Origin of the sequence: Acrocarpospora corrugata (genome assembly GCF_009687845.1) — a bacterium.
Lineage (GTDB): Bacteria > Actinomycetota > Actinomycetes > Streptosporangiales > Streptosporangiaceae > Acrocarpospora > Acrocarpospora corrugata.
This window is the reverse complement of sequence record NZ_BLAD01000036.1, coordinates 130,923-151,789: the sequence shown is the minus strand read 5'-3', so window position 1 is coordinate 151,789 and position 20,867 is coordinate 130,923. Positions and strand designations below refer to the sequence as shown.

Here is a 20,867-nt window from a genome sequence, read left to right as displayed (position 1 = left end):
ATAGTTTGCTATTTCGTGCAATGTGATCATTCGGCGGGGGCTGGATGTCAAATTCGCTCATATATGAAATGTCGTTAAAGGGCGGTAGGGGCCACTTTGGCTGATTCTGGCGATGAATTGCTGCGTAACGCACTTGCTGGGTCGATTGCCGGAATCGTCACTTCTGGGCGTTTGGCTGTGCTGGAGCTGGGTGCGGCGGGGCTGGTCGTCTACCAGCTGAGCCGCGACGAGGCGGGCATTCCCCGCTGCTGGGTCGAGCCGGTGCGGCCCTGGCCCGGCCCTGGCGGCGAGTACGGCTGGGCGGCCGACCCGGAACCGGCCAGGAACGCGATCCTCGACATGCTCGCGGCCACCGGCGGCGGCCCCGCCCTCCTGGTCGTCACCCACGCCGGTGGCGCGACCGACCAGGCCCTGGCCTGGCTGCGCGAAGCCCGCCCGGACGCCGCCGCCGGCACCGCGCCGGGGGCCGACCTGACGGCGCTGCTGCGCCGGGCCATGGCCGAGGACCCGCTGACCCTCTCCTACGACCTGGTCGTGCTGACCCGCGCGCCGGGCTCCGGCCGGCTGGAGTTCGCCGGCCACCCGCTGTTCCCGATCGGCTCCAGGCGCGGGGACACCGTCGGGGTGCCGTTCCACTGCGAGTTCAGCGACCCGGCCGGCGTCGCGTTCGCCGTGGTGGCCTGGGAGGGCAAGACCCCTGACCTGCTCTCGCTGCACGCCGCCGCGCTTCCGCCGGGCGCGCACGAGCTGACCGCGGAACTGCGCGCCCCCGGGCGGGTGCGCCTGACCGGCCTGAGCGGGCTCGCCCCCGACCGGCGGGACTGGTCCGACCTGATCGCGTCGGTCCCCGGTCACTGGCGGCCGCACGCGTCGCCGTCCCATCTGATCTGCGCGATCGAGACGTGCGGTGAGGCGTACACGGTGGGGGACCGGCTGGACCGGGCCGAGCAGATGGTGAAGGAGGCGGCCGGGCGGCTCCCCGGGCGGCTCCGGGTCTCGCTCCTGACCTACGGCGCGCACGCCTACGAGTTCAAGGCCAAGCAGGAGCCGGTCAGGGTGCTCGAATGGGCGGCGGACCCCGCCAGGTCCCTGGACGCGCTGACCCGGCTCCGGCTCGATCTGACCGTCCGGCCGGGCTATCCGGACGGCGCCCAGGTGGAGGACATGCTCGCCGAGGTGCTCGACGGGCTCGGGCGTGAGCACGGCGGCGACCACACCGCGCTGCTCATCGTCGGCGGGCGTCCGCCGCATCCGCCGTACGCCCGTTCGCACATCCTGCCGTGCCCCGACGAGCACGACTGGGAGGAGCTGGCGCTCCGGTTCGAGAGCCGCCCCGGCGCGACGCTCGGCGTGATCTGCGACCGTCCGGCCGACCAGGCCGGTCCCGAGTGGTTCCGCCTGGGGCGGGCCGCGCTGGCCGACCTGTCCTCAGTCGACATCCCGGCGTTCGGCACCGCGCTGGGCCTGGCCGCGCGGGACCAGCGGATCAACTTTCCCCTGATGTGATCATCAACCGAGTGGAGTGAAGAAACAGATGTCCGAGCAGGAGGACTCCGACCACATCGCCATGTGGGGAGCCCCAGGAAGCGGCAAGACCACGTTGCTGGCCGCCCTCAGTTTCGCCCTGCTGCAGCGGCGCGGGCCCTGGCGGCTGGTCGGCACCGATCCTGCGTCGATCGAGATCCTGCGGGACAAGTCCGCGGCGCTGGCCCGGCGGGAGTTCCCGCCGGCCACCATCGACATAGAACGGTTCAGGTGGCTGCTCCTCGGCGACCCGGTCCAGCTGCAGAAACGGTTCGCCGGGCGGTTCAACGGCAAGGCCAGGACGATGCCGGCGCCCCGGGTCGGCCTCAACCTGATCGATCCGCCGGGCGGGGTGTACACCGACAAGGAACGGCCCGCCGATCACGCGAAGCTGCTGGAGAACCTGCAGCGGAGCCGGGGCATCGTCTACCTCTTCGACCCGATCCGCGAATTCGAGGACGGGAACGCCTTCGAGTACCTGCACGGCGCGCTGATCCAGCTGGCCAGCAGGATGCTCGCCGAGGACGCCCCGTCCGACGGGCGGCTCCCGCACTATCTGGCCGTCTGCATCACCAAATTCGACGACCGGCGGGTGCTGGAGACCGCCGAGAAGCTGAATCTCGTCACCACGGATCCGGACGATCCGCACGGTTTCCCGGCGGTGGACGACGAGAACGCGCAGACGCTGTTCCACAATCTCTGCGACATTTCGGCCAGCGGCAGCGCGGAATTCGTCATGGGCGCGCTGGAGCAGTATTTCCGGCCCGACCGCATCAAGTTCTTCGTGACCTCGTCGATCGGCTTCTATCTCAAGCCGGGCACGCGCGGTTTCAATCCCCGCGATTACCAGAATATGGTTCGGAAACCGCAGGACGGCACGAACGGCCGGGAGCCTTCCACCGAATTCGAGATCCGCGGCCAGGCCAGGCCCATCAACGTCCGCGAACCGGTCACCTGGCTGGCCGAGCAGATCTACGCTGATCAGCTGAAACCCGGGAACGGCCGATGAGCCGCGACGTGCGCCTGCGGGTCGAATGGGCGGTGGAGGGAAAGCAGCCCGGCAGCAACGACGAGTACGGCCTGATCGCGTGCAGCCGCGGCCCCCTCAACCGCGCCAGCTTCGCCGAGGTCAGAGCCGAGTACGTGACCGGCACCCCCCGCCAGCTGCCGCAGATCACCCTCGGCTGGGTCGGGGCCGGCGACAACGCCCGGCTCATGCTGATCATCCGGCGCTGGTCGGACCAGGCCGACCGGAGCGGCAGGGGGATCGCGGCGACCCGCTACTTCAGCGTGCCCTACCGGCAGCTGGCCGAGCACCGGGTGTCCTACGAAGGGCTCTACCGGGCGCTCGACCAGTGCCTGACCGATCCCGCCTACCCCGGCGACGGCGAGCTGCTGGACGTCGCCGTCCCGATCCTGAACCCCGCCGAGCTGGCGCTGCGGGTCGATCGCACCGCGATGAGCGTGGCCGCGCTGCTCCTGTCCGACCAGCACGTCTGCATCGTCGGCGACCCGCTCTCGGCCGAGCAGCGGCTGCGCTTCCTGGACGTGGTGGCGGCCCTGCTGCCGTACGGCCTGCGGGTCAAGCTGCGGGCCTCCACCTGGACCAGCGTCGCCGTCAACCACACCATCCGGCTCTCCTTCGCCGACGCCGCGCCCGCCGGGGCCAGGTCGGTGGTCTGGGGGGAGAAGGCGGCGATTCCCGGGCGCTTCCATGCGGCGCACAGCTACTACGAGCATCTCGCCGGGAGCGCCCCCCACCTGACCGAGCTGATCGACTGGCTGGCCGCCGACCCCGAGCAGCGCGCCTTCAACGCGCAGGGCCGCGATGGGGCGCTGACCCGCCTGGCGGAGTTCGAGGTGCGGCCGGGAACCCGCCGGCGGCCGATCCACCGGTCCTCGGTGGAGCAGGCGCTGCGCGAGTGCGCGGAGCACCTGACCGGCGGCGAGCTCGCTCACCTGGAGAATCCCGTCGCGTTCCTGCGGGAGGCCGCGGACAACGACTTCGCCGCGGGGGAGCGGGCCGCCTTCCAGGAGATCGTCAAGGAGAGCGGGCTGCTCGTCCAGCTGTGCCAGACGGACGTCCGGCTGAAAGAGCCGCGCAAGGTGGTCCTCGACGTCGCCTACGGCCCGGCCCTCACCATGGCCGGGCTGCAGCACGTGATCGGCCAGATCGAGGTCCCGTCCCGCCGGTTGCTGCACACCCTCTACGCCATGCCGGCCCACGAGCTCGCCGTCTCCCTCTACCTGGCCAGCAGGCTCGGTGGCGCCGATCTTTTCCGCGCCCTGGACAAGCCGCCGACACCCGAGGTGGTCAGGGCGGCCGGGCGGCAGCCGATCGACGCACAGGTGGTCCTGGCCGTGCACGAGGAGCTGGTCCGGCGCGGTGAGAGCCGTTCGGACACGGATCTGGCTCCCGCGCTGCGGGATGTCGGTCACCTGGCCGCTCCCCTCGCCGTCGCCCTCCCGCACCGGCCAGAACTCCAGCAGGACAAGCTCAGAAAGCTCCTGTCCGCGGCGTACGGCCCCGCCCTCGGCGTCCGGGACTTCACCGGGATCGTGCGGTTCCCGCTCAAGCCCGGCCAGGGCCCGCTGCTGGCCGCCGCCCTGGATCTGGCCGGTCAGGACTCGGGCGAGGCGGTCCGCGCCGCCGTGAGCGACTATCTCCGCGCGGAAGGGCTGGCCAAGGCGGAGGTGGCCCGGCTGGAGGCGGCGATGCGTGCGCCCGAGCCTGTCGTGGTGAGTCCGGAGAGCCCGCCGATTCGCCGGACGACCTCCCCGGTTCACTCCTTCGGCAAGACGTCCGGCGGGCCGCCGCTCAACCCGATCATGAGTTTACAGGAGGACAGGGAACCCGGCGAGGGCCGAGCCCGGCGCCTGGGCGGGAGGCTTCGCGGGTGGCTGCCGCACACCCTGTCGGGCTGGACGGTGTTCGTCCTGATCGTGCTGATCCTGTTCGCCGTGACGGTCGCGCTGGTGATCCTGTTCGGCGACCGAGGCGATCCCGCCGTGACGCCGCCGGTGGAGACCCAGACCTCGCAGCCGCAGTACACGCCGGCGGCGACCTTCAGCGCCCAGGACTCCCCCGACGGCGTCACACCGTCGGGGAAGCCCAGCGACAAGAAGGATTCGAAGAAGAAGGACTCAGACTCAGGAGACCCGTGACGCCGGCGCGGTGAAGGTGTTGCACACCTTCGGGCCGTTGCCGTCCCAGCCCCGCTTCATCCAGTAGCGGATGTTCTTGGTCTTGCCGTGCAGCACGTCGCCGTAGGTCAGGTCCATCAGGTCCTGGAAGTCGAACTCCTCACGGCCGAGCGAGTGCCAGACGCTGCCGATGAACGCGGACGCGAAGCACTCGGCCTGGAGTTCGACCTGGCGCTGGATCGCGTACTGCCTGGCCTTGGGGGCCTTCTTCTGCAGGCGCATGGCGGCCGGCAGGATGCCGGCCCGATCCTGGGCGTAGTGCCCGTACTCGTGCGCGATCACGTTGAACAGGGTGAACTCGTCGGGGTCGGCGAGCTGCCACTTGCTGATGGCCACCCACATCGTCTTGTTGACCGGGCAGTACAGACCGGCCGCGTAGTTGATGGGGTACTTGCCGCAGCCGGTGGCCACACTCTTGGTGATGTAGCGGACTTTCGGCTTGCTGAACTTCAGCCCGGCCTGCGCGAACTCCTCCGACCAGGAGCGGTCCAGGCAGTCGAGCAGGTGATCCAGGTACAGCTGGTAGGAGTTGAGGTCGTCCGGCCGCCGGTCCAGTTCGACGCACTCGGTCCAGTCGAACTCGCCCGTCTTGTACAGCGGGTTCTGGGTGAGCGCGGCCTTGCCGGTGGGAACCGGCGCGGCCTGAGCCGGTCCGGCGAGGAGAGTGGCACCGAGCAGGCCACTGATCAGCAAAGTCAGAATACGCACGAAACCTGGAGCGTACGGGACAAGTCAAGGGCGGGCAAAGCGATTCCCGGCAAGGTAGGGGAGGCGTAAGGAGAACGGCGAACTAGACTCGTCCCTGATCGACGCCGAAGCGGAGGGTGAGCAGTGGGGCTACTGGAGTCCGTGAGCGGACCGCACGACCTCAAGCGACTGGACCCACGGGATCTGCCAGAGCTCGCGGCGGAGATCCGCGACCTGCTGGTCTCGTCCGTGGCGGGCTCGGGAGCCGGTGGGCATCTCGGTCCCAACCTGGGGGTGGTCGAGCTGACCATCGCCCTGCACCGCGTCTTCGACTCCCCGCAGGACCCGATCGTCTTCGACACCGGCCACCAGTCCTACGTGCACAAGATGCTGACCGGCCGGGCCGGGCGGTTCGGCACGCTCCGCCAGGAGGGCGGCCTGTCCGGCTACCCCAGCCAGGCCGAGTCCGAGCACGACCTGGTGGAGAACTCGCACGCCTCCACGGCCCTGTCCTACGGCGACGGCCTGGCCAAGGCGATCAAGCTGCGCGGCCAGGCCGACCGCACCGTGGTGGCGGTGATCGGCGACGGCGCGCTCACCGGCGGCATGGCCTGGGAGGCGCTCAACAACATCGCCGCCAACAAGGACCTGCCGCTGGTCATCGTGGTCAACGACAACGGCCGCTCCTACTCGCCGACGATCGGCGGCCTCGCCACCCACCTGGCCAAGCTCCGGGTCACCCAGAACTACGAGCAGGTCCTGGAGTTCGTGAAGGACCGCTTCGGCAACGTCCCGGTGCTGTACGACACGCTGCACGGCATCAAGAAGGGCATCAAGGACATCATCGCCCCGCAGGCGATGTTCGAGGACCTCGGCCTGAAGTATGTCGGCCCGATCGACGGCCACAACGAGCAGGCCGTGGAGACCGCCCTGCGCAAGGCCAAGAGCTTCGGCGGGCCGGTCATCGTGCACGTGCTCACCACCAAGGGCCACGGCTACACCCCGGCGGAGAACCACGAGGAGGACTGCTTCCACGCGCCGCAGCCCTTCGACGTGGTCACCGGCGAGGAGACCCCGAAGGCGTACGGGTGGACCAACGTGTTCACCGAGGAGATGGTGCGGATCGGCGCCGAGCGGGCGGACGTGGTGGCGATCACCGCGGCCATGCTGCACCCGACCGGCCTGGCCGAGTTCGCCGACGCCTACCCCGACCGGATCTTCGACGTCGGCATCGCCGAGCAGCACGCGCTCACCTCGGCGGCCGGGCTGGCGCTGGGCGGCCTGCACCCGGTGGTCGCGGTCTACTCCACCTTCCTGAACCGGGCCTTCGACCAGCTGCTGATGGACGTGGCGCTGCACCGGCTGCCGGTCACCGTGGTGCTGGACCGGGCCGGCGTGACCGGCGACGACGGCCCCAGCCACAACGGCATGTGGGACCTGTCCATCCTGCAGGTCGTGCCGGGGCTGGCGGTGGCGGTGCCGCGGGACGCCTCCCGGCTGCGCGAACTGCTCCGCGAGTGCCTGGACATCGGCGACGGCCCGTCGGTCATCCGCTACCCGAAGGGCGCGGTGGTCCGCGAGTTCGAGCCGGTGGCCGCGCTCGGCGGGATGGACGTGCTGCGCGCCGCCCCCGCCGAGAAGGACGTGCTGATGGTCTCGGTGGGCCCGATGGCGGAGGTCTGCCTGGAGGCGGCGTCGCTGCTGGCCGCGCAGGGCATCGGCGCCACCGTGGTGGACCCGCGCTGGGTGAAGCCGCTGGATCCTGAGCTGGTCGGGGCGGCGGCGGCGTACAAGCTGGTGGTGGTGGTCGAGGACAACGGCCGGGTCGGCGCGAGCGGCGACGCGGTGGCCCGCGCGCTGCGCGACGCGGACGTGGACGTGCCGGTCCGGACCTACGGGATTCCGCAGCGTTTCCTGGACCAGGCCAAGCGGCAGAAGCTGCTGACCGAGTTCGGGCTGACCGGGCAGGACCTGGCCAGGCAGATCACCGAGGGGATCGCGAAGCGCAGTCCCGCACTCACCTGATCCCCGCCCGGGGCACTTCCTTTGCCTAACGCGCCGATTCTTAAGCGCTTGGCCGGGAAGTGTCCAGGGACGGGCATGATCAGGGAGGCGCTGGATGGCCATCTTCCGCACCAAATCGGTCGAACAGTCCATCGCGGATGCGGATGAGGGTGAGCATCGTCTCCAGCGGACGCTCAGCGCGCTGGATCTGACCGTGTTCGGCATCGGCGTCATCGTCGGGACCGGCATCTTCACGCTGACCGGGATCGCGGCCAAGAACTACGCGGGGCCCTCGGTCGCGCTGTCGTTCGTGGTGGCGGCCGTGGTGTGCGGGCTGGCCGCGCTCTGCTACGCCGAGTTCGCCTCGACGCTGCCGGTGGCGGGTTCGGCGTACACGTTCGCCTACGCGACGATCGGCGAGTTCCCGGCCTGGATCATCGGGTGGGACCTGATGCTGGAGATGGCGCTGGGCGCGGCCGTGGTGGCGGTGGGCTGGTCCGGCTACGTCGTGTCGGTGCTGGAGAGTCTCGGCGTCACCGTGCCGGTGCTGTCGGTCGGCGGCTGGTCGTTCAACTATCTGGCCGTGCTCGTCGTGCTGCTGCTGACCTGGCTGCTGATCGCCGGCGTCAAGATGTCGGCCCGGTTCAACCTGGTCATGGTGACCGTCAAGGTGGCTGTGATCCTGCTGGTCGTCTTCGCCGGGCTGTTCTTCGTCAGCGGCGCCAACTACACGCCGTTCGTCCCGCCGGCCAGGGCCACCGAGGGCGCGTCCGGGCTGGCCGCGCCGCTGGTCCAGGTGCTGTTCGGGGTGACGCCCACCGTGTTCGGGGTGGCCGGGATCTTCACCGCGGCGGCCGTGGTCTTCTTCGCCTACATCGGCTTCGACGTGGTCGCCACAGCCGCGGAGGAGACCCGCCGCCCGCACCGGGATCTGCCGATCGGCATCGTGGCCTCGCTCGCCGTCTGCACGATCCTGTATGTGGCGGTGTCGCTGGTGGTGGTGGGCATGCGGCCGTACGCGCGGCTGACCGAGAGCGCGCCGCTGGCGGACGCGTTCAAGGAGGTCGGGCAGCCGTGGCTGGCGGGGGTGATCAGCGTGGGCGGGATCTCGGGGCTGACCACGGTGATCCTGATTCTGATGCTCGGGCAGAGCCGGGTGTTCTTCGCGATGAGCCGGGACGGGCTGCTGCCGCGCGGGCTGGCGGTGGTGCATCACCGGTTCCGGACGCCGTACAAGATCTCAATGATCATCGGGGGAGTCACGGCGATTCTGGCGGGGTTCATCCCGTTGAGCACGCTGGCGGAGATGGTGAACATCGGGACGCTGTTCGCGTTCGTGGTGGTGTCGGTGGGTGTGGTGGTCCTGCGGCGGACCCGGCCGGATCTGCCGCGCTCGTTCCGGGCGCCGCTGGTGCCGTGGCTGCCGGCGGCGTCGGTGCTGGCCTGCGTCTACCTGATGCTGCACCTGGCCGTGGAGACCTGGCTGCGCTTCATCGTCTGGATGCTGCTCGGCGTCGTCGTCTACTACCTCTACAGCACCCGGCACAGCCGGGTCGGGTTCAGGCCAGCCCGGAGGCGATGAGCACCAGCCCGGCTCCGGCGAGCAGCAGGCTGCTGGCGGCCAGCAGCAGGCGGTAGCCGCGCACGCCCACCCGGTGCCTGCCTGCGCCGATCAGTCCGGCCAGCACCGCCTTGGAGCCGACCAGGACCAGGTAGAAGCCGAACACGAAGGCGAGCGCGCGGCCGGGCCCGGCGTCCCAGGCCGCGACGAAGATCGGCGCGCCGACGGCGGCCCAGAACAGCCAGGGGTGCGGGTTGAGCATGTTGACCACGACCCCCTTGAACACCTGCGCGGACGCCTCGCCGCCGGGCTCGGGGGGCTCGGCGGTCCTGGCGTCGCGGAGCCCGTGCAGGCCGAGATACACCACATAGGCCCCGCCGGCCAGCGAGAGCCCGCGCAGGAACGCCTCCGGCAGCGCGCCCACGGCCGTGATGGTGATCAGCACGACCGGCAGGTCGGACAGGAGCGGCACACACGCGATCCGCAGCCCCGCCGGGAAGCCGCCCCGCAGGCTGGCCGTGATCACCAGGCCGAGCAGGGCCCCCGGTGAGAGCCCGGCGCCCAGACCCAGCCCGAGCCCAAGCAGCAGTTCGCGCACGTAACCTCCGTTTTGTCCATTCGGGAGGGTAGCGGGCAGGCCGGGCCTGGCATACTGGGAAATCGCTTTCCGTGGAGGTCCTGTGGTCACGCTGGAAGACGTCGCGAGGCAGGCCGGGGTGTCGCTGGCGACGGCCTCGCGGGTACTCAACGGGAGCACCCGCCAGGTCGGGGCGGCCATGCGGGCGCGGGTGGAGAAGGCGGCGGCCGAGCTCGGATACCGCACCAACGTGGCCGCGCAGACACTGGCCAGAGGAGCCGGCAACGTGATCGGGCTGGTGGTGCACGACCTGGTCGATCCGTATTTCGCGGCGATCGCGGACGGGGCGATGCGGGCGGCCGACGCCGACGGGCACGTGGTCATGGTCGGCGCCACCCACCGGGATCCGGAGCGGGAGATCGCCTATGTGGCGACGCTGAACGCGCAGCGGGCCAAGGCGGTGCTGATCGCGGGGTCGCGGGTGGCGGATCCGGTGCTGACCGGGCGGCTGCGGGCCGAACTCGACCGGTACCGGGCGCAGGGCGGGCGGGTGGCCAGTGTCGGGCAGGATCTGCTCGGGGTGGACACGATCGCGCCGGGCAACCACACGGGCGCGGGGCGGCTGGCCAGGGAGCTGGCCGCGCTCGGGCACCTCAGGTTCGCGGTGCTGGCCGGGCCGGCGCAGCTGCTCACCGCCGCCGACCGCCGCACCGGGTTCTGCGCCGCGCTCGCCGAACTCGGCCTGCCGGACCCGCAGATCGTGCACGGCCCCTTCGACCGGGACGGCGGCCACGCCGCGGCGGCCTCGGTCCTGCCCGAGGTGACCTGCGTGTTCGCGGTCAACGACGTGATGGCGGTGGGCGCGCTCGCGGCCTTCAGGGAACGCGGCGTCCGCGTGCCGGACGACGTGTCGGTGGCGGGCTTCGACGACATCCCGACGTTGCGCGATCTCGTGCCGGCGCTGTCGACGGTACGGCTGCCGCTCGCCGAGATGGGGTCCCGCGCGGTCGAACTGGCGCTGACCACGGCGTCGGAGCCCAGGGTCGTGGCGGTGGAGGGAGAGGTCGTGCTGCGGGAAAGCGTGTGCGCGCGATGAGGCTGGCGGTCAGCACGCTGGGCCTGCCGGGGGAGGACCTGGCGGCGGCGATCGAGACGGCGGCGCGGTTCGGGTGTGAAGGGCTGGAGCTTCGGCTGCATCCGGATACGGGGGTGTTCGCCGGGCTGGACGCGGGCGAACGGGTCGCGGTCCGGGAGGCGATTCGCGGGCGGGGGCTGGAGGTCGCGGCTGTCGCCGGATATATCAGGATCGCGGAGGCAGGGCCGGACGAAGTGGTGATCGCCGGGCTGCGCGCCGATCTGGAACTCGCCGCCGACCTGGGTGCGTCCGGGGTCCGGGTGTTTCCCGGCGGAACCGACGCCGAGGCCGCCGGGCGGCGGATCCTGGCCGTCGCCGGGCTCTGCCGGGAGCGCGGCGTCCGGGTGCTCGTGGAGACGCACGACGCGCTGCCGACCGGGGCGGCGGTCGGGCGGCTGCTGGACGTCGTGGACCTCGGCGATGTCACCGGCGCCATCTGGGACGTGGTGCATCCCTGGCGGCACGGCGAAACCCCCGCCGACACCTGCGCGGCGCTGAACGGCCACCTGTCGTACGTACAGATCAAGGACGCCGTGTCTTCCACGGACACCACGCCGCGTCCCCTGTGGGCCGGTTCCGTGCCGCTGGACACCTGCGGTGAGCTGCTGCGGGGGTTCGGCGGCTGGGTCTCCCTGGAATGGGAGCGCACCTGGTATCCGGACGTCGAACCGGTCGACCAAGTGCTGCCGGGGGCGCGGGAGTGGGTGTCCCGCTACGCGATCAAGTCCGCGTAGCGGGATTTCATCGTGGTCAGGACCGTGTCGGGGTCGGCGGCCCAGACGTCGGCGTTGAAGATCTCCACCTCGATTTCGCCCCGGTACCCGGCCTCGGCCACCGCCCGGTTGAGCGGGGCGAAGTCGATCACGCCGTCGCCCATCATGCCCCGCCCGAGCAGCACGTCCGCCGGCAGCGGGCACAGGAAGTCGCACACCTGATAACTGGCGATCCGCGCACCGGCCCGCGCGATCTGGTCGAACACCCCCGGATCCCACCAGAGATGGAAGGTGTCCACGACCACCCCGACCACCTCGGGCGGGTACGGCTCCGCGAAGTCGAGGGCCTGCCCGAGCGTGGACAGCACCGCCCGGTCGGCGCAGTACATCGGGTGCAGGGGCTCCAGCGCCAGCCGCACCCCCCGATCCGCCGCGTACGGCGCCAGCTCGGCCAGCCCTTCGGCGACCAGCGCCCGCGCCCCCGCCAAGTCCCGGGAGAACACCCCCAGCGGCTCGCCCGGCACCACCCCGGGCAGCCCGCCCACCACCATGACCAGGCACGACGCCTCCAGCGCCGCGGCCTCGTCGATGGCCCGCCGGTTGTCGGCCAGCGGCTCGGGCCCGGTCAGGAACCCGCCACGGCACAGCGAGGACACTCTCAGTCCCGCTCCCCGGACGAGCTTCACCGTCTCGTTCAGCCCCTGCTCGGCGACGTTCTGCCGCCACAGGCCGATGGCCTCGATGCCGTGCCGCACGCAACCGTCCACGGCCTCGGCGACCGTCCATCGCCTGGTCGTCCACTGGTTCAGCGAGAGCTGGTTCACAGGCCGTGCACCGCCAGGAGCGCGCGCATCCGGCGCACGGCGAGGTCGGGATCGGCCAGCAGCCCGGCCTGGTCGGCGAGGCGGAACACCTCGGCCAGGTGCGGCAGTGACCGGGCCGACTGGGCGCCGTTCACCATCGTGAAGGCGTCCTGGTGCCCGTTGAGCCAGGCCAGGAAGACGATCCCGGTCTTGTAGTGAAATGTCGGAGCTTCGAAGATCTTGCGGGAGAGCGGGACGGTCGGCGCGAGGATGCGGTCGTACTCGGCCAGCCAGTCCGCGGGTTCCGCCGCGCTCTCGGCCGCGTCCAGGGCCTGGAAGGCGGCAGCGGCGGCGGGGGCGATCGCGTCGAAGATGCCGAGCAGCGCGTGCGAGCCCGACTTGATCAGCGACAGATAGTTGAAATCGTCGCCGGTGTAGAGCCGCACCCCTTCGGGGAGGGCCGCGCGAAGCCGTACCTCGTGCGACTCGTCCAGCAGTGACACCTTCACGCCCTCGATCTTCGAGGCGTTCGCGTGGATCAGTTCCAGGAAGGACGCGGTGGCCGTCTCGACGTCGCGGGAGCCCCAGTAGCCCGCCAGGTTCGGGTCGAACATCTCGCCCAGCCAGTGCAGGATGGCCGGCCGCTCGACCTCGGCCAGCAGCTTGCCGTAGACCGCGTGGTAGTCGTCCGCCGCGCGGGCGATCGCGGCCAGCTGGCGGCTGGCCATCAGGATCACGGTCGCGCCGCTCTCCTGGACGGTCCTGACCTGCTCCTGGTACGCCGACTCGATGGCCCGGGGCGTACCCGCGCCGGGCACGTGGTCGGTGCCCGCGCCGCAGGCGATCAGGTCGGCGGGGTCGCCGAAGTCGCGGGCCTCGGCCGAGCTCAGCCGGATCAGCTCCCGGGTCGCCGCCCAGTCCAGGCCGTTGTTGCGCTGCGCGGTGTCCATCGCGTCGGCCACCCGCAGCCCGCAGGACCACAGGTGCCGCCGGAACCGGAGCGTGGCCGCCCAGTCGATGGCGGCCGGAGCGCCGGGGGTGTTGTCGCCGAGCGGATCGGCGACCACGTGCGCGGCGGCGTACCCCACCCGCCCGGCCGGCGGACCTGACGGTCGCGGCCACGACACCGGCTCCCGCAGCCGGTAGGTCCCGCCGGGCAGCTCGATCGACGCGCTCACAGGCCGGTCACCGGCAGCCGCCGGCCCTCCGCGTGCGAGCGCAGCCCCAGCTCGGCGATCTGCACACCCCTGGCCCCGGAGCGCAGTGTGTACGGGAACGGCGTCCCCGCCACCACATGCCGGATGAACTGCTCCCACTGCACCTTGAATCCGTTGTCGAACTCGGCGTTGTCCGGCACCTCCTGCCAGCCGTCCCGGAACCGCGCGGTGGCCGGCACATCCGGATTCCACACCGGCTTCGGGGTCGCGCTCCGGTGCTGGACCCGGCAGCCGCGCAGCCCGGCGACCGCGCTGCCGTGTGTGCCGTCCACCTGGAACTCCACCAGTTCGTCGCGGTTCACCCGGACCGCCCAGGACGAGTTGATCTGCGCGATCACGCCCCCGGCCAGCTCGAACACCCCGTAGGCGGCGTCGTCGGCGGTCGCCTTGTACCGCTGGCCGCTCTCGTCCCAGCGTTCCGGGATGTGCGTGCTCACCTGGGCGTACACCGAGACGACCGGGCCGAACAGGTTCTCCAGCACATACGCCCAGTGCGGGAACATGTCCAGCACGATGCCGCCGCCGTCCTCGGACCGGTAGTTCCAGGACGGGCGCTGCGCGGCCTGCCAGTCGCCCTCGAACACCCAGTAGCCGAACTCGCCGCGCACGGACAGGATCTGGCCGAAGAAGCCGCCGTCGATCAGCCGCTTCAGCTTGAGCAGGCCCGGCAGGAAGAGTTTGTCCTGGACGACCCCGTTGCGCACCCCGGCGTCCTCGGCGGCCTGGGCCAGCCGGATCGCCTCGGTCACCGACTCGGCCGTCGGCTTCTCGGTGTACACGTGTTTCCCGGCCGCGATCGCCTTCAGCGTGGCCGCCACCCGCGCCTGGGTGACCTGCGCGTCGAAGTAGATCGTGTTCGCCGGGTCGGCCAGCGCGGCGTCCAGGTCGGTGGTGTGGTCGGCGACGCCGTGCCGGTCGGCCAGTTCGGCGAGTTTGGCGGCGTTCCGCCCGACCAGCACCGGCCGGAGCCGGACCCGGCCGCCGTCTGGCAGGGTGACGCCGCCCTGCTCGTTGATGGCCAGCACGGATCTGACCAGGTGCTGGCGGTAGCCCATCCGGCCGGTGACGCCGTTCATCACGACGCCGAGGACGTGATCGCTCATCGCGATATCTCCTGCTCAAAGGGTGGAAAGCGCTTTCCTGAGGATATGAGGCCATCGCTCGGTGGGCAAGCGCTTTCCGGTGCCGATCTGCTGATTAACTTTGCGAAGAACGTACGAACAGGGAGAACCCGTGACGCAATGGTGGCGTGATGCCGTCGTCTACCAGATCTACCCCCGCAGCTTCGCTGACGGGAACGGCGACGGCACCGGTGACTTCGCCGGAGCGCTGGCCCGCCTGCCGTACCTGGCGGAGCTCGGGGTGGACGCCGTCTGGTTCTCGCCGTTCTACCCCTCGCCGCTCGCCGACGGCGGGTACGACGTCGCCGACTACTGCGACGTGGACCCCAGGTTCGGCACCCTGGCCGACTTCGACGCCTTCCTCGCGGCGGCGGCCGGGCACGGCATCCGGGTGATCGTCGACATCGTGCCCAACCACTGCTCGACCGCGCACCCGGCCTTCCAGGCCGCGCTCGCCGCCGGACCGGGCAGCCCGGAACGCGAGCTGTTCATCTTCCGCGACGCCCCCAACAACTGGCAGTCCATCTTCGGCGGCCCGGCCTGGACCCAGACCCCCGACGGGCAGTGGTACCTGCACCTGTTCGACTCCTCCCAGCCCGACTGGAACTGGGCGAACCCGGCCGTGCCCGCCATGTTCGAGAAGGTCCTGCGGTTCTGGCTGGACCGGGGCGTCGCCGGGCTGCGGGTGGACGTGGCGCATGGCCTGTTCAAGGACCCCGAACTGCCCGACGTGCCGGACCCAACTCCGTCCGACCGCCCGTCCCCTTGGTTCCACCGGCCGGAGCTGGTCGCCCACTACGCCACCTGGCGGGCCATCCTGGACTCCTACCCGGCGGACGTGTTCCCCGGCAGCCGCACGGCGGTGGGGGAGTTCTGGGGTGACGAGATCATCCACCTGGAGCCCTACTTCGTCCCCGGTGGCATGCCGCAGGCGTTCAACTTCTTCCTGTTCCAGTCCGCCTGGGACGCCGCCGCGCTCCGCCAGACGATCACCGCCTCGATCACCCTGGCCGAGGGCTCCGACGTGGTCGCCCCCTGGGTGATCAGCAACCACGACGTGATGCGCCCGGTCAGCCGGTACGGCGCGCCCGCCCCCGCCCGCTCGGACGCGGACGTCGACGTCGCACTCGGCACCCGCAGGGCCCGCGCCGCCGCCCTCCTGCTGCTCGCCCTGCCCGGCTCCGCCTACGTCTACCAGGGCGAGGAGCTCGGCCTGCCGGAGTTCCTCGACATCCCCGCCGCCGACCGCGACGACCCGGTATTCCACCGCACCGGCGGCGCCCGCCTCGGCCGGGACGGCTGCCGCGTCCCGCTGCCCTGGTCCGGCACGGCTCAGCCGTACGGATTCGGCGAAGGCCCGGCCGCCTGGCTGCCCCAGCCGGACGGCTGGGCGGAGCTGACCGTCGAGGCCCAGCTCGCCGACCCGGCCTCCACGCTGGAGCTCTACCGCGCGGCCATCGCCGCCCGCCCCGGCGGCGAGTTCGCCTGGCTGGCCGGCTACGACCTGGCCTTCACCCGGGGCGACGGCTTCGCCTGCCTGGTCAACCTGGGCCGGGAAGCGGTGCCGCTGCCCGTGCACGCGTCGGTGCTGCTGGCCAGTGGCACGATCGCCGGCGGCGTCCTGCCCCAGGACACCGCGGTGTGGCTGCGGCTCAGCTGATCAGACCTCGCCCTTCGTCTCCAGCCGCTGCAGGGCCTTGGCGAGCGGCAGGGCGGCCAGGCCGACCTGCCACTCCCTGGCCCCCAGCTCGCGCAGCCGTTCGGCGATCACGTCCTCGTCCACGGACTCCGGCGGCTCCCAGGTGAGCCGGCGGACCGCGTCCGGCTGGAGCAGGTTCTCGGTCGGCATGCGGTGCTCGTCGGCCAGCGCGGCCACCACCGTCCGGGCCGCGTGCAGCCGTTTCGCGGCGGCCGGATCCCGGTCCGCCCACCGGTTCGCCGGGGGCGGCCCGTCGCCGGGGCCGATCGGCTGCGGCAGCTCGTCCTCGGCCATGATCCGGCCCCGGGTCACCGCGTTCAGCCACTCGCGCAGATGCCGCCGCGCGCTCCGGCCGGTGAACGGCGCGATCTCGGTGAGCGCCTTGGTGGTGCGCGGCAGGTCCAGCGCGGCCTGCACGATCGCCGAATCCGGCAGCACCCGGCCCGGCGCCAGGTCGGAGTCCCTGGCCAGCTCGTCCCGCAGCGTCCACAGCTCGCGGACCACGGCCAGGCCGCGCAGCGTCCTGACGCGGTGTATCCCGCTGGTCCGCCGCCACGGGTCGCTGCGCAGCGGCGCGGTCGGCGCGGCCAGGATCGCCGCGAACTCCTCCATCGCCCAGGGCAGCTTCCCGCTCTCCACCAGTTCGGCGTGGAGCACGTCGCGCAGCTCGATCAGCACCTCGACGTCCAGGACGGCGTAGCGCAGCCAGTCCTCCGGCAGCGGCCGGGTCGACCAGTCCGCCGCGCTGTGCCCCTTCACCAGGCCGAGCCCGAGCACGACCTCCACCATGGTGCCCAGCCCGACCCGCTCGTAGCCGAGCAGCCGCCCGGCCAGTTCGGTGTCGAACAGCAGCTTCGGCCGGAAGCCCAGCTCGGCCAGGCACGGCAGGTCCTGGGTGGCCGCGTGCAGCACCACTTCGGCGCCGTCGAGCGCGGCGTCCAGGCCGGTCAGATCCGGGCATTCGATCGGGTCGATCAGCGCGCTGCCCGCGCCCACCCGGCGCAGCTGCACCAGGTACGCGCGGCCGCTGTAGCGATAGCCGGACGCCCGCTCGGCGTCCACCGCGACCGGCCCGGTCCCGGCCGCGAACGTCCGCACGGTCGCGGCCAGCGCCGCGTCGCTCTCCACTACGGCCGGGATGCCCTCCCGGGGCTCCAGCAGCGGCTGGACGTCTTTCTCATCGCTCACTGAACACCCTCGGTGTGGCTACCTCGTCCCTCATGGCGGCAATTCGCGGGTTCGAGTAGTTTGGAACGGTCCGGCACGGTGTGCTCCGGGTAGGTCGATGTCTCAAGCTATGGCATGCCGCGACCGCATGGGGAGGCGGCGGCCGAGACGATCAACCGAGCCTCCTCTCGGTAGGGCGGAGAAAGAGCCGTCAGAGCACTTTCCGATCAATGCACTTTCGGATGAATGTCACGTCGCGGCTTCAGCGCCGCGACATCGGGCGGCAGCGGGGGGATTCCCGCCGCCAGGCACATCAAGTCGCACCACGCGGCCACGTGGGCGGACAGATCTTCGTCCAGCGGGGACCAGGACGCACGTAGTTCCAGCTCGGTTGTGACGGGATCGTTGTCCTTGTTACCGAATCCCTCGGACACCGCCCGGGTCACCGTGCCGCCGGCCGCCGCGAACGCGGCCCCGTGCGCCTCCAGCGCCTCGGTCAGCCAGCTCCAGGCGACCGGGCCGAGCAGCGGGTCGGAAGTGATCTCCGGCTCCATGTCCGCCCGCACATAGGCCACCAGCCGGAACGGGCCTTCCCAGCCGCGCTGGCCGTCCGGGTCGAACAGCATGATCAGGCGGCCGATGGCCAGTTCGTCGTCGTCCCGGTAGACGGACGCGCCGACCGCGCCCGAGTACGGCGCCAGCCGCTGCGGAGCCGGAATGTCCTCCAGTTCGATCTCTGGGCGGACCTCGGCGGGGCGCAACGTCTCCAGCGCGCGCCGGAAGGCGGCCGGCGGCGCCGGTGAATCACCGAAGGTCATGACCGAAGAGTAGGCCGGATTCGGGAGCGCGCGAAGCAGAGGGGAGGTCGTGGTGGCCATATTTGATGATCAAGCCGCCGCCTGGGCCAGCAACAGGGCGCTGCCGCAGTCCACACAGGACCACTCACCGCAGATCTCGTGTCCGTCTTGGCAGGGCGGCTGTTCGAACGCGCGCTCGGCGGCGCAGGCGGCACAGCGCTCAGTGCGGTGTTCGGGGGAACTCCACATCGAAGTCATCGCCCTTTCGTCGGAACCCGTGAACTCGGTCCGACGTTGACATGTCCCGCCGACATTTCCCCGCATCGCGCTCGGCGTGTCTCGAAAGTGGTAATGGAATCGATGCACGAGGTGCGATTGGCGAACACTTTGCCGAGCCGTACCGGTCTGTTGGGGAGGGACGTCTCCGGGATTGCCCGATTCCATGATCGGCTTGGGGTTGCCGCACCGACCGGGTGCTGGGCATGGCACCCTTGACGGGTGAATGCCCAGCTTGCCGAGTCCGCGTTTCTGCTGGCGTGCCGCCGCCGGCCCGTTCCGTACACGCCGGTCTGGTACATGCGCCAGGCGGGGCGGTCGCTGCCCGAATACCGGGCGCTGCGGGCCGGGACGGAGATGCTGGCCGCGTGCGCCACCCCGGACCTGGTCGTTGAGATCACCTTGCAGCCGGTCCGCCGTTACGGGGTGGACGCGGCGATCTTCTTCAGTGACATCGTGGTGCCGCTCAAGGCCATCGGCGTGGATCTCGACATCAAGCCCGGCGTCGGCCCGGTCGTGGCCGACCCGATCAGGGACGCGGCTGCGGCCACCCGGCTGCGGCCGATCGAGCCGGATGACGTGCCCTATGTGACCGAGGCCATCGGCGCGCTGGTCAAGGAGCTGGACCGGGTGCCGCTGATCGGCTTCGCCGGCGGCCCGTTCACGCTGGCCTCCTACCTCATCGAGGGCGGCCCGTCCAAGAACCACGACCGCACCAAGGCCATGATGTACGGCGATCCCGGCCTCTGGCACGAATTGATGGACCGGCTCACCACCATCACTCTGGGCTTCCTGCGCATCCAGGCCGAAGCGGGCGCGTCCGCGCTCCAGTTGTTCGACTCCTGGGTGGGGGCGGTGGCTCCCCACGACTACCGCACCTTCGTGCTGCCGTACACCAGCCGGATCTTCGCGGGGCTGGCCGATCTGGACGTGCCGAGGATCCACTTCGGGGTGGGGACCGGGGAACTGCTCGGCATCATGGGCGAGGCGGGGGCGGACGTCGTGGGCGTCGACTGGCGGGTGCCGCTGGACGAGGCGGCCCTGCGGGTCGGCGCGGGCAAGGCGTTGCAGGGGAACCTCGACCCCGCGATCCTGCTCGCGCCCTGGGAGGTCGTCGCCGAGCGGGCCACCACCATCCTGGAGACCGGGCGGGTCGCCGAGGGCCACATCTTCAATCTCGGCCACGGCGTGCTGCCCGCCACCGACCCGGACCAGCTGGCCCGGCTGACCGAGCACATCCACAGCACCAGCCGGCGCTGAGAAAGGGCTGCCCGCTTGGGGCAGCCCTTTCCGATCAGCTTTCGGACGTGCTGCCCACCGGGGCGTCGTCCTTCGGTTCCGGGGCCTTCTCCTGGACGGTGACGGCGGGGGCCGTCTGCCGTGGCCGTACCCGGCGGAGGATCTGCTGGACGATCACCCACATCAGGACGATCAGGATCAGCCACGGGAGCAGCGTGCCGAGCAGGGTGAGGCCGATCTCGACCGCCTTCACCAGGGCGTTCCAGCCGACCTCAAGGCCGCCGAAGAAGCCGCTCGGCTCCTCCTGCGGCGTCTCGATCACGACGCTGGGGCCGACCAGGGTGAGGGTCACCGTGGCCATGCCGGTCTGCTCGGCGAGGGCCTTCTGCCGGGCCTGGAGGGACTCCAGCTCGGCGGTGCGGTTCTGGATCTCCCGCTCGATCTCCAGGATCTCGCCGATCTTGTCGGCCTTGGTGAGCAGCAGCCGGAACTGGTCCAGCGCGGACTCCGCCGACTTGACCCGGGCCGCCACGTCGGCCACCTCGCCGGTGACGTCCTGGGCGCCCTGGTGCAGGGAGCGCCGCTCGCCGAGATCGGTGCCGAGCTTGACCAGCACCTCCGCGTAACGCGCCGGCGGGATCTTGAACGTGATCATGGCTTCGCTGTTGCTGCCGCTGAAGGCGTTGCTCTTCTCGTCCGAGACGTAACCGCCCGCGCCGAGCACGAGCTGCTTGGCGCTGTCACTCGCCTTGCCCACGTCCTTGGCCTGCACGGTCAGCTCGGCCGTGTAGATGATCGACCGATCCACCGTCTGGATGTTGATCGGCTGCACCGGCCCGCTGTTGCCGACGGCCCGCCGCGACTGGTCGGCGGACTCGCCCTCGGGCGCCTGCGACGGTGCCATCTTGGCGGCGGCGGAGTCCTGCGCGACCCCGCCCATCGCCGCCTCGTTCTCCGATGACATCGCGGGAGCGGCGGTGCTGCCCCCCATCTCGGCGCCCCCGCACCCGGCGGCCAGGAACGCGGACACCGTCAGCGGAACCAGCAGATATCCCAGGCCTCGTGCCGCCCTGCCGGGCGTGGGCCGCATTTTCTTCATGTCCTTGAAGACGCTTCGAGTCGGCAGCCGGTTTGAAACGGATC

17 protein-coding genes are annotated in these 20,867 nt (G+C 71.0%); 9 read left to right on the top strand and 8 right to left on the bottom strand.

Features of this window, described 5'->3' with window-relative positions:
- Positions 1-177 precede the first annotated feature (177 nt).
- From Acor_RS02475 to Acor_RS02465, 3 genes are read left to right on the top strand one after another with little or no spacing between them, the layout of a single operon-like run.
- A complete protein-coding gene (locus Acor_RS02475) occupies positions 178-1,506 on the top strand; it encodes a hypothetical protein (protein ID WP_155334846.1) in 1,329 nt (442 codons plus the stop codon).
- Between the two features lie 28 nt (positions 1,507-1,534).
- Positions 1,535-2,533: a hypothetical protein gene (locus tag Acor_RS02470; protein ID WP_155334845.1), complete on the top strand. Its 999-nt coding sequence runs from the start codon at positions 1,535-1,537 to the stop codon at positions 2,531-2,533.
- Complete coding sequence (locus Acor_RS02465) at positions 2,530-4,689, top strand: hypothetical protein (protein WP_155334844.1); 2,160 nt, start codon at positions 2,530-2,532, stop codon at positions 4,687-4,689. Before Acor_RS02470 ends, Acor_RS02465 begins: the two co-directional genes overlap by 4 nt.
- Here the strand turns inward: Acor_RS02465 and Acor_RS02460 are convergent.
- Positions 4,675-5,436: a neutral zinc metallopeptidase gene (locus Acor_RS02460; RefSeq protein WP_155334843.1), complete on the bottom strand. Its 762-nt coding sequence runs from the start codon at positions 5,434-5,436 to the stop codon at positions 4,675-4,677. The genes Acor_RS02465 and Acor_RS02460 overlap by 15 nt on opposite strands.
- A 123-nt stretch (positions 5,437-5,559) precedes the next feature.
- Between Acor_RS02460 and dxs the strand changes: the two genes are divergently transcribed.
- Positions 5,560-7,440 (top strand): 1-deoxy-D-xylulose-5-phosphate synthase, encoded by a 1,881-nt coding sequence (gene dxs / locus Acor_RS02455; RefSeq protein WP_155334842.1) that lies wholly within the window; start codon positions 5,560-5,562, stop codon positions 7,438-7,440.
- A gap of 94 nt (positions 7,441-7,534) precedes the next feature.
- A complete protein-coding gene (locus Acor_RS02450) occupies positions 7,535-9,001 on the top strand; it encodes an amino acid permease (protein ID WP_155334841.1) in 1,467 nt (488 codons plus the stop codon).
- Here Acor_RS02450 and Acor_RS02445 read toward each other — a convergent pair.
- A complete protein-coding gene (locus Acor_RS02445; protein ID WP_170316759.1) occupies positions 8,979-9,578 on the bottom strand; it encodes a LysE family translocator in 600 nt (199 codons plus the stop codon). The two genes, Acor_RS02450 and Acor_RS02445, sit on opposite strands and share 23 nt — an antisense overlap.
- 82 nt (positions 9,579-9,660) lie before the next feature.
- Between Acor_RS02445 and Acor_RS02440 the strand changes: the two genes are divergently transcribed.
- Both Acor_RS02440 and Acor_RS02435 read left to right on the top strand, forming a co-directional pair.
- Positions 9,661-10,653, top strand: a complete 993-nt coding sequence (locus Acor_RS02440) for a LacI family DNA-binding transcriptional regulator (RefSeq protein WP_155334839.1) — start codon at positions 9,661-9,663, stop codon at positions 10,651-10,653.
- Complete coding sequence (locus tag Acor_RS02435; RefSeq protein ID WP_155335004.1) at positions 10,650-11,426, top strand: sugar phosphate isomerase/epimerase family protein; 777 nt, start codon at positions 10,650-10,652, stop codon at positions 11,424-11,426. The genes Acor_RS02440 and Acor_RS02435 overlap by 4 nt, the downstream gene beginning before the upstream one ends.
- Here Acor_RS02435 and Acor_RS02430 read toward each other — a convergent pair.
- From Acor_RS02430 to Acor_RS02420, 3 genes are read right to left on the bottom strand one after another with little or no spacing between them, the layout of a single operon-like run.
- The gene (locus Acor_RS02430) at positions 11,405-12,229 is read right to left on the bottom strand and encodes a sugar phosphate isomerase/epimerase family protein (protein ID WP_155334838.1); all 825 of its coding nucleotides are present in this window, start codon (positions 12,227-12,229) and stop codon (positions 11,405-11,407) included. The genes Acor_RS02435 and Acor_RS02430 overlap by 22 nt on opposite strands.
- Positions 12,226-13,386 (bottom strand): dihydrodipicolinate synthase family protein, encoded by a 1,161-nt coding sequence (locus tag Acor_RS02425; RefSeq protein ID WP_155334837.1) that lies wholly within the window; start codon positions 13,384-13,386, stop codon positions 12,226-12,228. Before Acor_RS02425 ends, Acor_RS02430 begins: the two co-directional genes overlap by 4 nt.
- A complete protein-coding gene (locus tag Acor_RS02420; protein WP_155334836.1) occupies positions 13,383-14,528 on the bottom strand; it encodes a Gfo/Idh/MocA family protein in 1,146 nt (381 codons plus the stop codon). The genes Acor_RS02425 and Acor_RS02420 overlap by 4 nt, the downstream gene beginning before the upstream one ends.
- Positions 14,529-14,658: 130 nt before the next feature.
- Here Acor_RS02420 and Acor_RS02415 point away from each other — a divergent pair, with 130 nt between their 5' ends.
- Positions 14,659-16,206 (top strand): alpha-amylase family glycosyl hydrolase, encoded by a 1,548-nt coding sequence (locus Acor_RS02415; protein ID WP_174876093.1) that lies wholly within the window; start codon positions 14,659-14,661, stop codon positions 16,204-16,206.
- Here Acor_RS02415 and Acor_RS02410 read toward each other — a convergent pair whose 3' ends face one another.
- On the bottom strand, positions 16,207-17,433 hold the full coding sequence (locus tag Acor_RS02410) for an HRDC domain-containing protein (RefSeq protein ID WP_155334834.1): 1,227 nt from the start codon (positions 17,431-17,433) through the stop codon (positions 16,207-16,209). It abuts the gene before it with no gap.
- 206 nt (positions 17,434-17,639) lie between these two features.
- Positions 17,640-18,230, bottom strand: a complete 591-nt coding sequence (locus Acor_RS02405; protein WP_155334833.1) for a DUF3000 domain-containing protein — start codon at positions 18,228-18,230, stop codon at positions 17,640-17,642.
- A 477-nt stretch (positions 18,231-18,707) separates the two neighbouring features.
- Between Acor_RS02405 and hemE the strand changes: the two genes are divergently transcribed.
- On the top strand, positions 18,708-19,745 hold the full coding sequence (hemE, locus tag Acor_RS02400; RefSeq protein WP_155334832.1) for a uroporphyrinogen decarboxylase: 1,038 nt from the start codon (positions 18,708-18,710) through the stop codon (positions 19,743-19,745).
- 34 nt (positions 19,746-19,779) lie between these two features.
- On the opposite strand, the gene Acor_RS02395 is transcribed toward hemE, so the two are convergent.
- Positions 19,780-20,823, bottom strand: a complete 1,044-nt coding sequence (locus tag Acor_RS02395; protein ID WP_155334831.1) for a DUF4349 domain-containing protein — start codon at positions 20,821-20,823, stop codon at positions 19,780-19,782.
- Between the last annotated feature and the right edge of the window lie 44 nt (positions 20,824-20,867).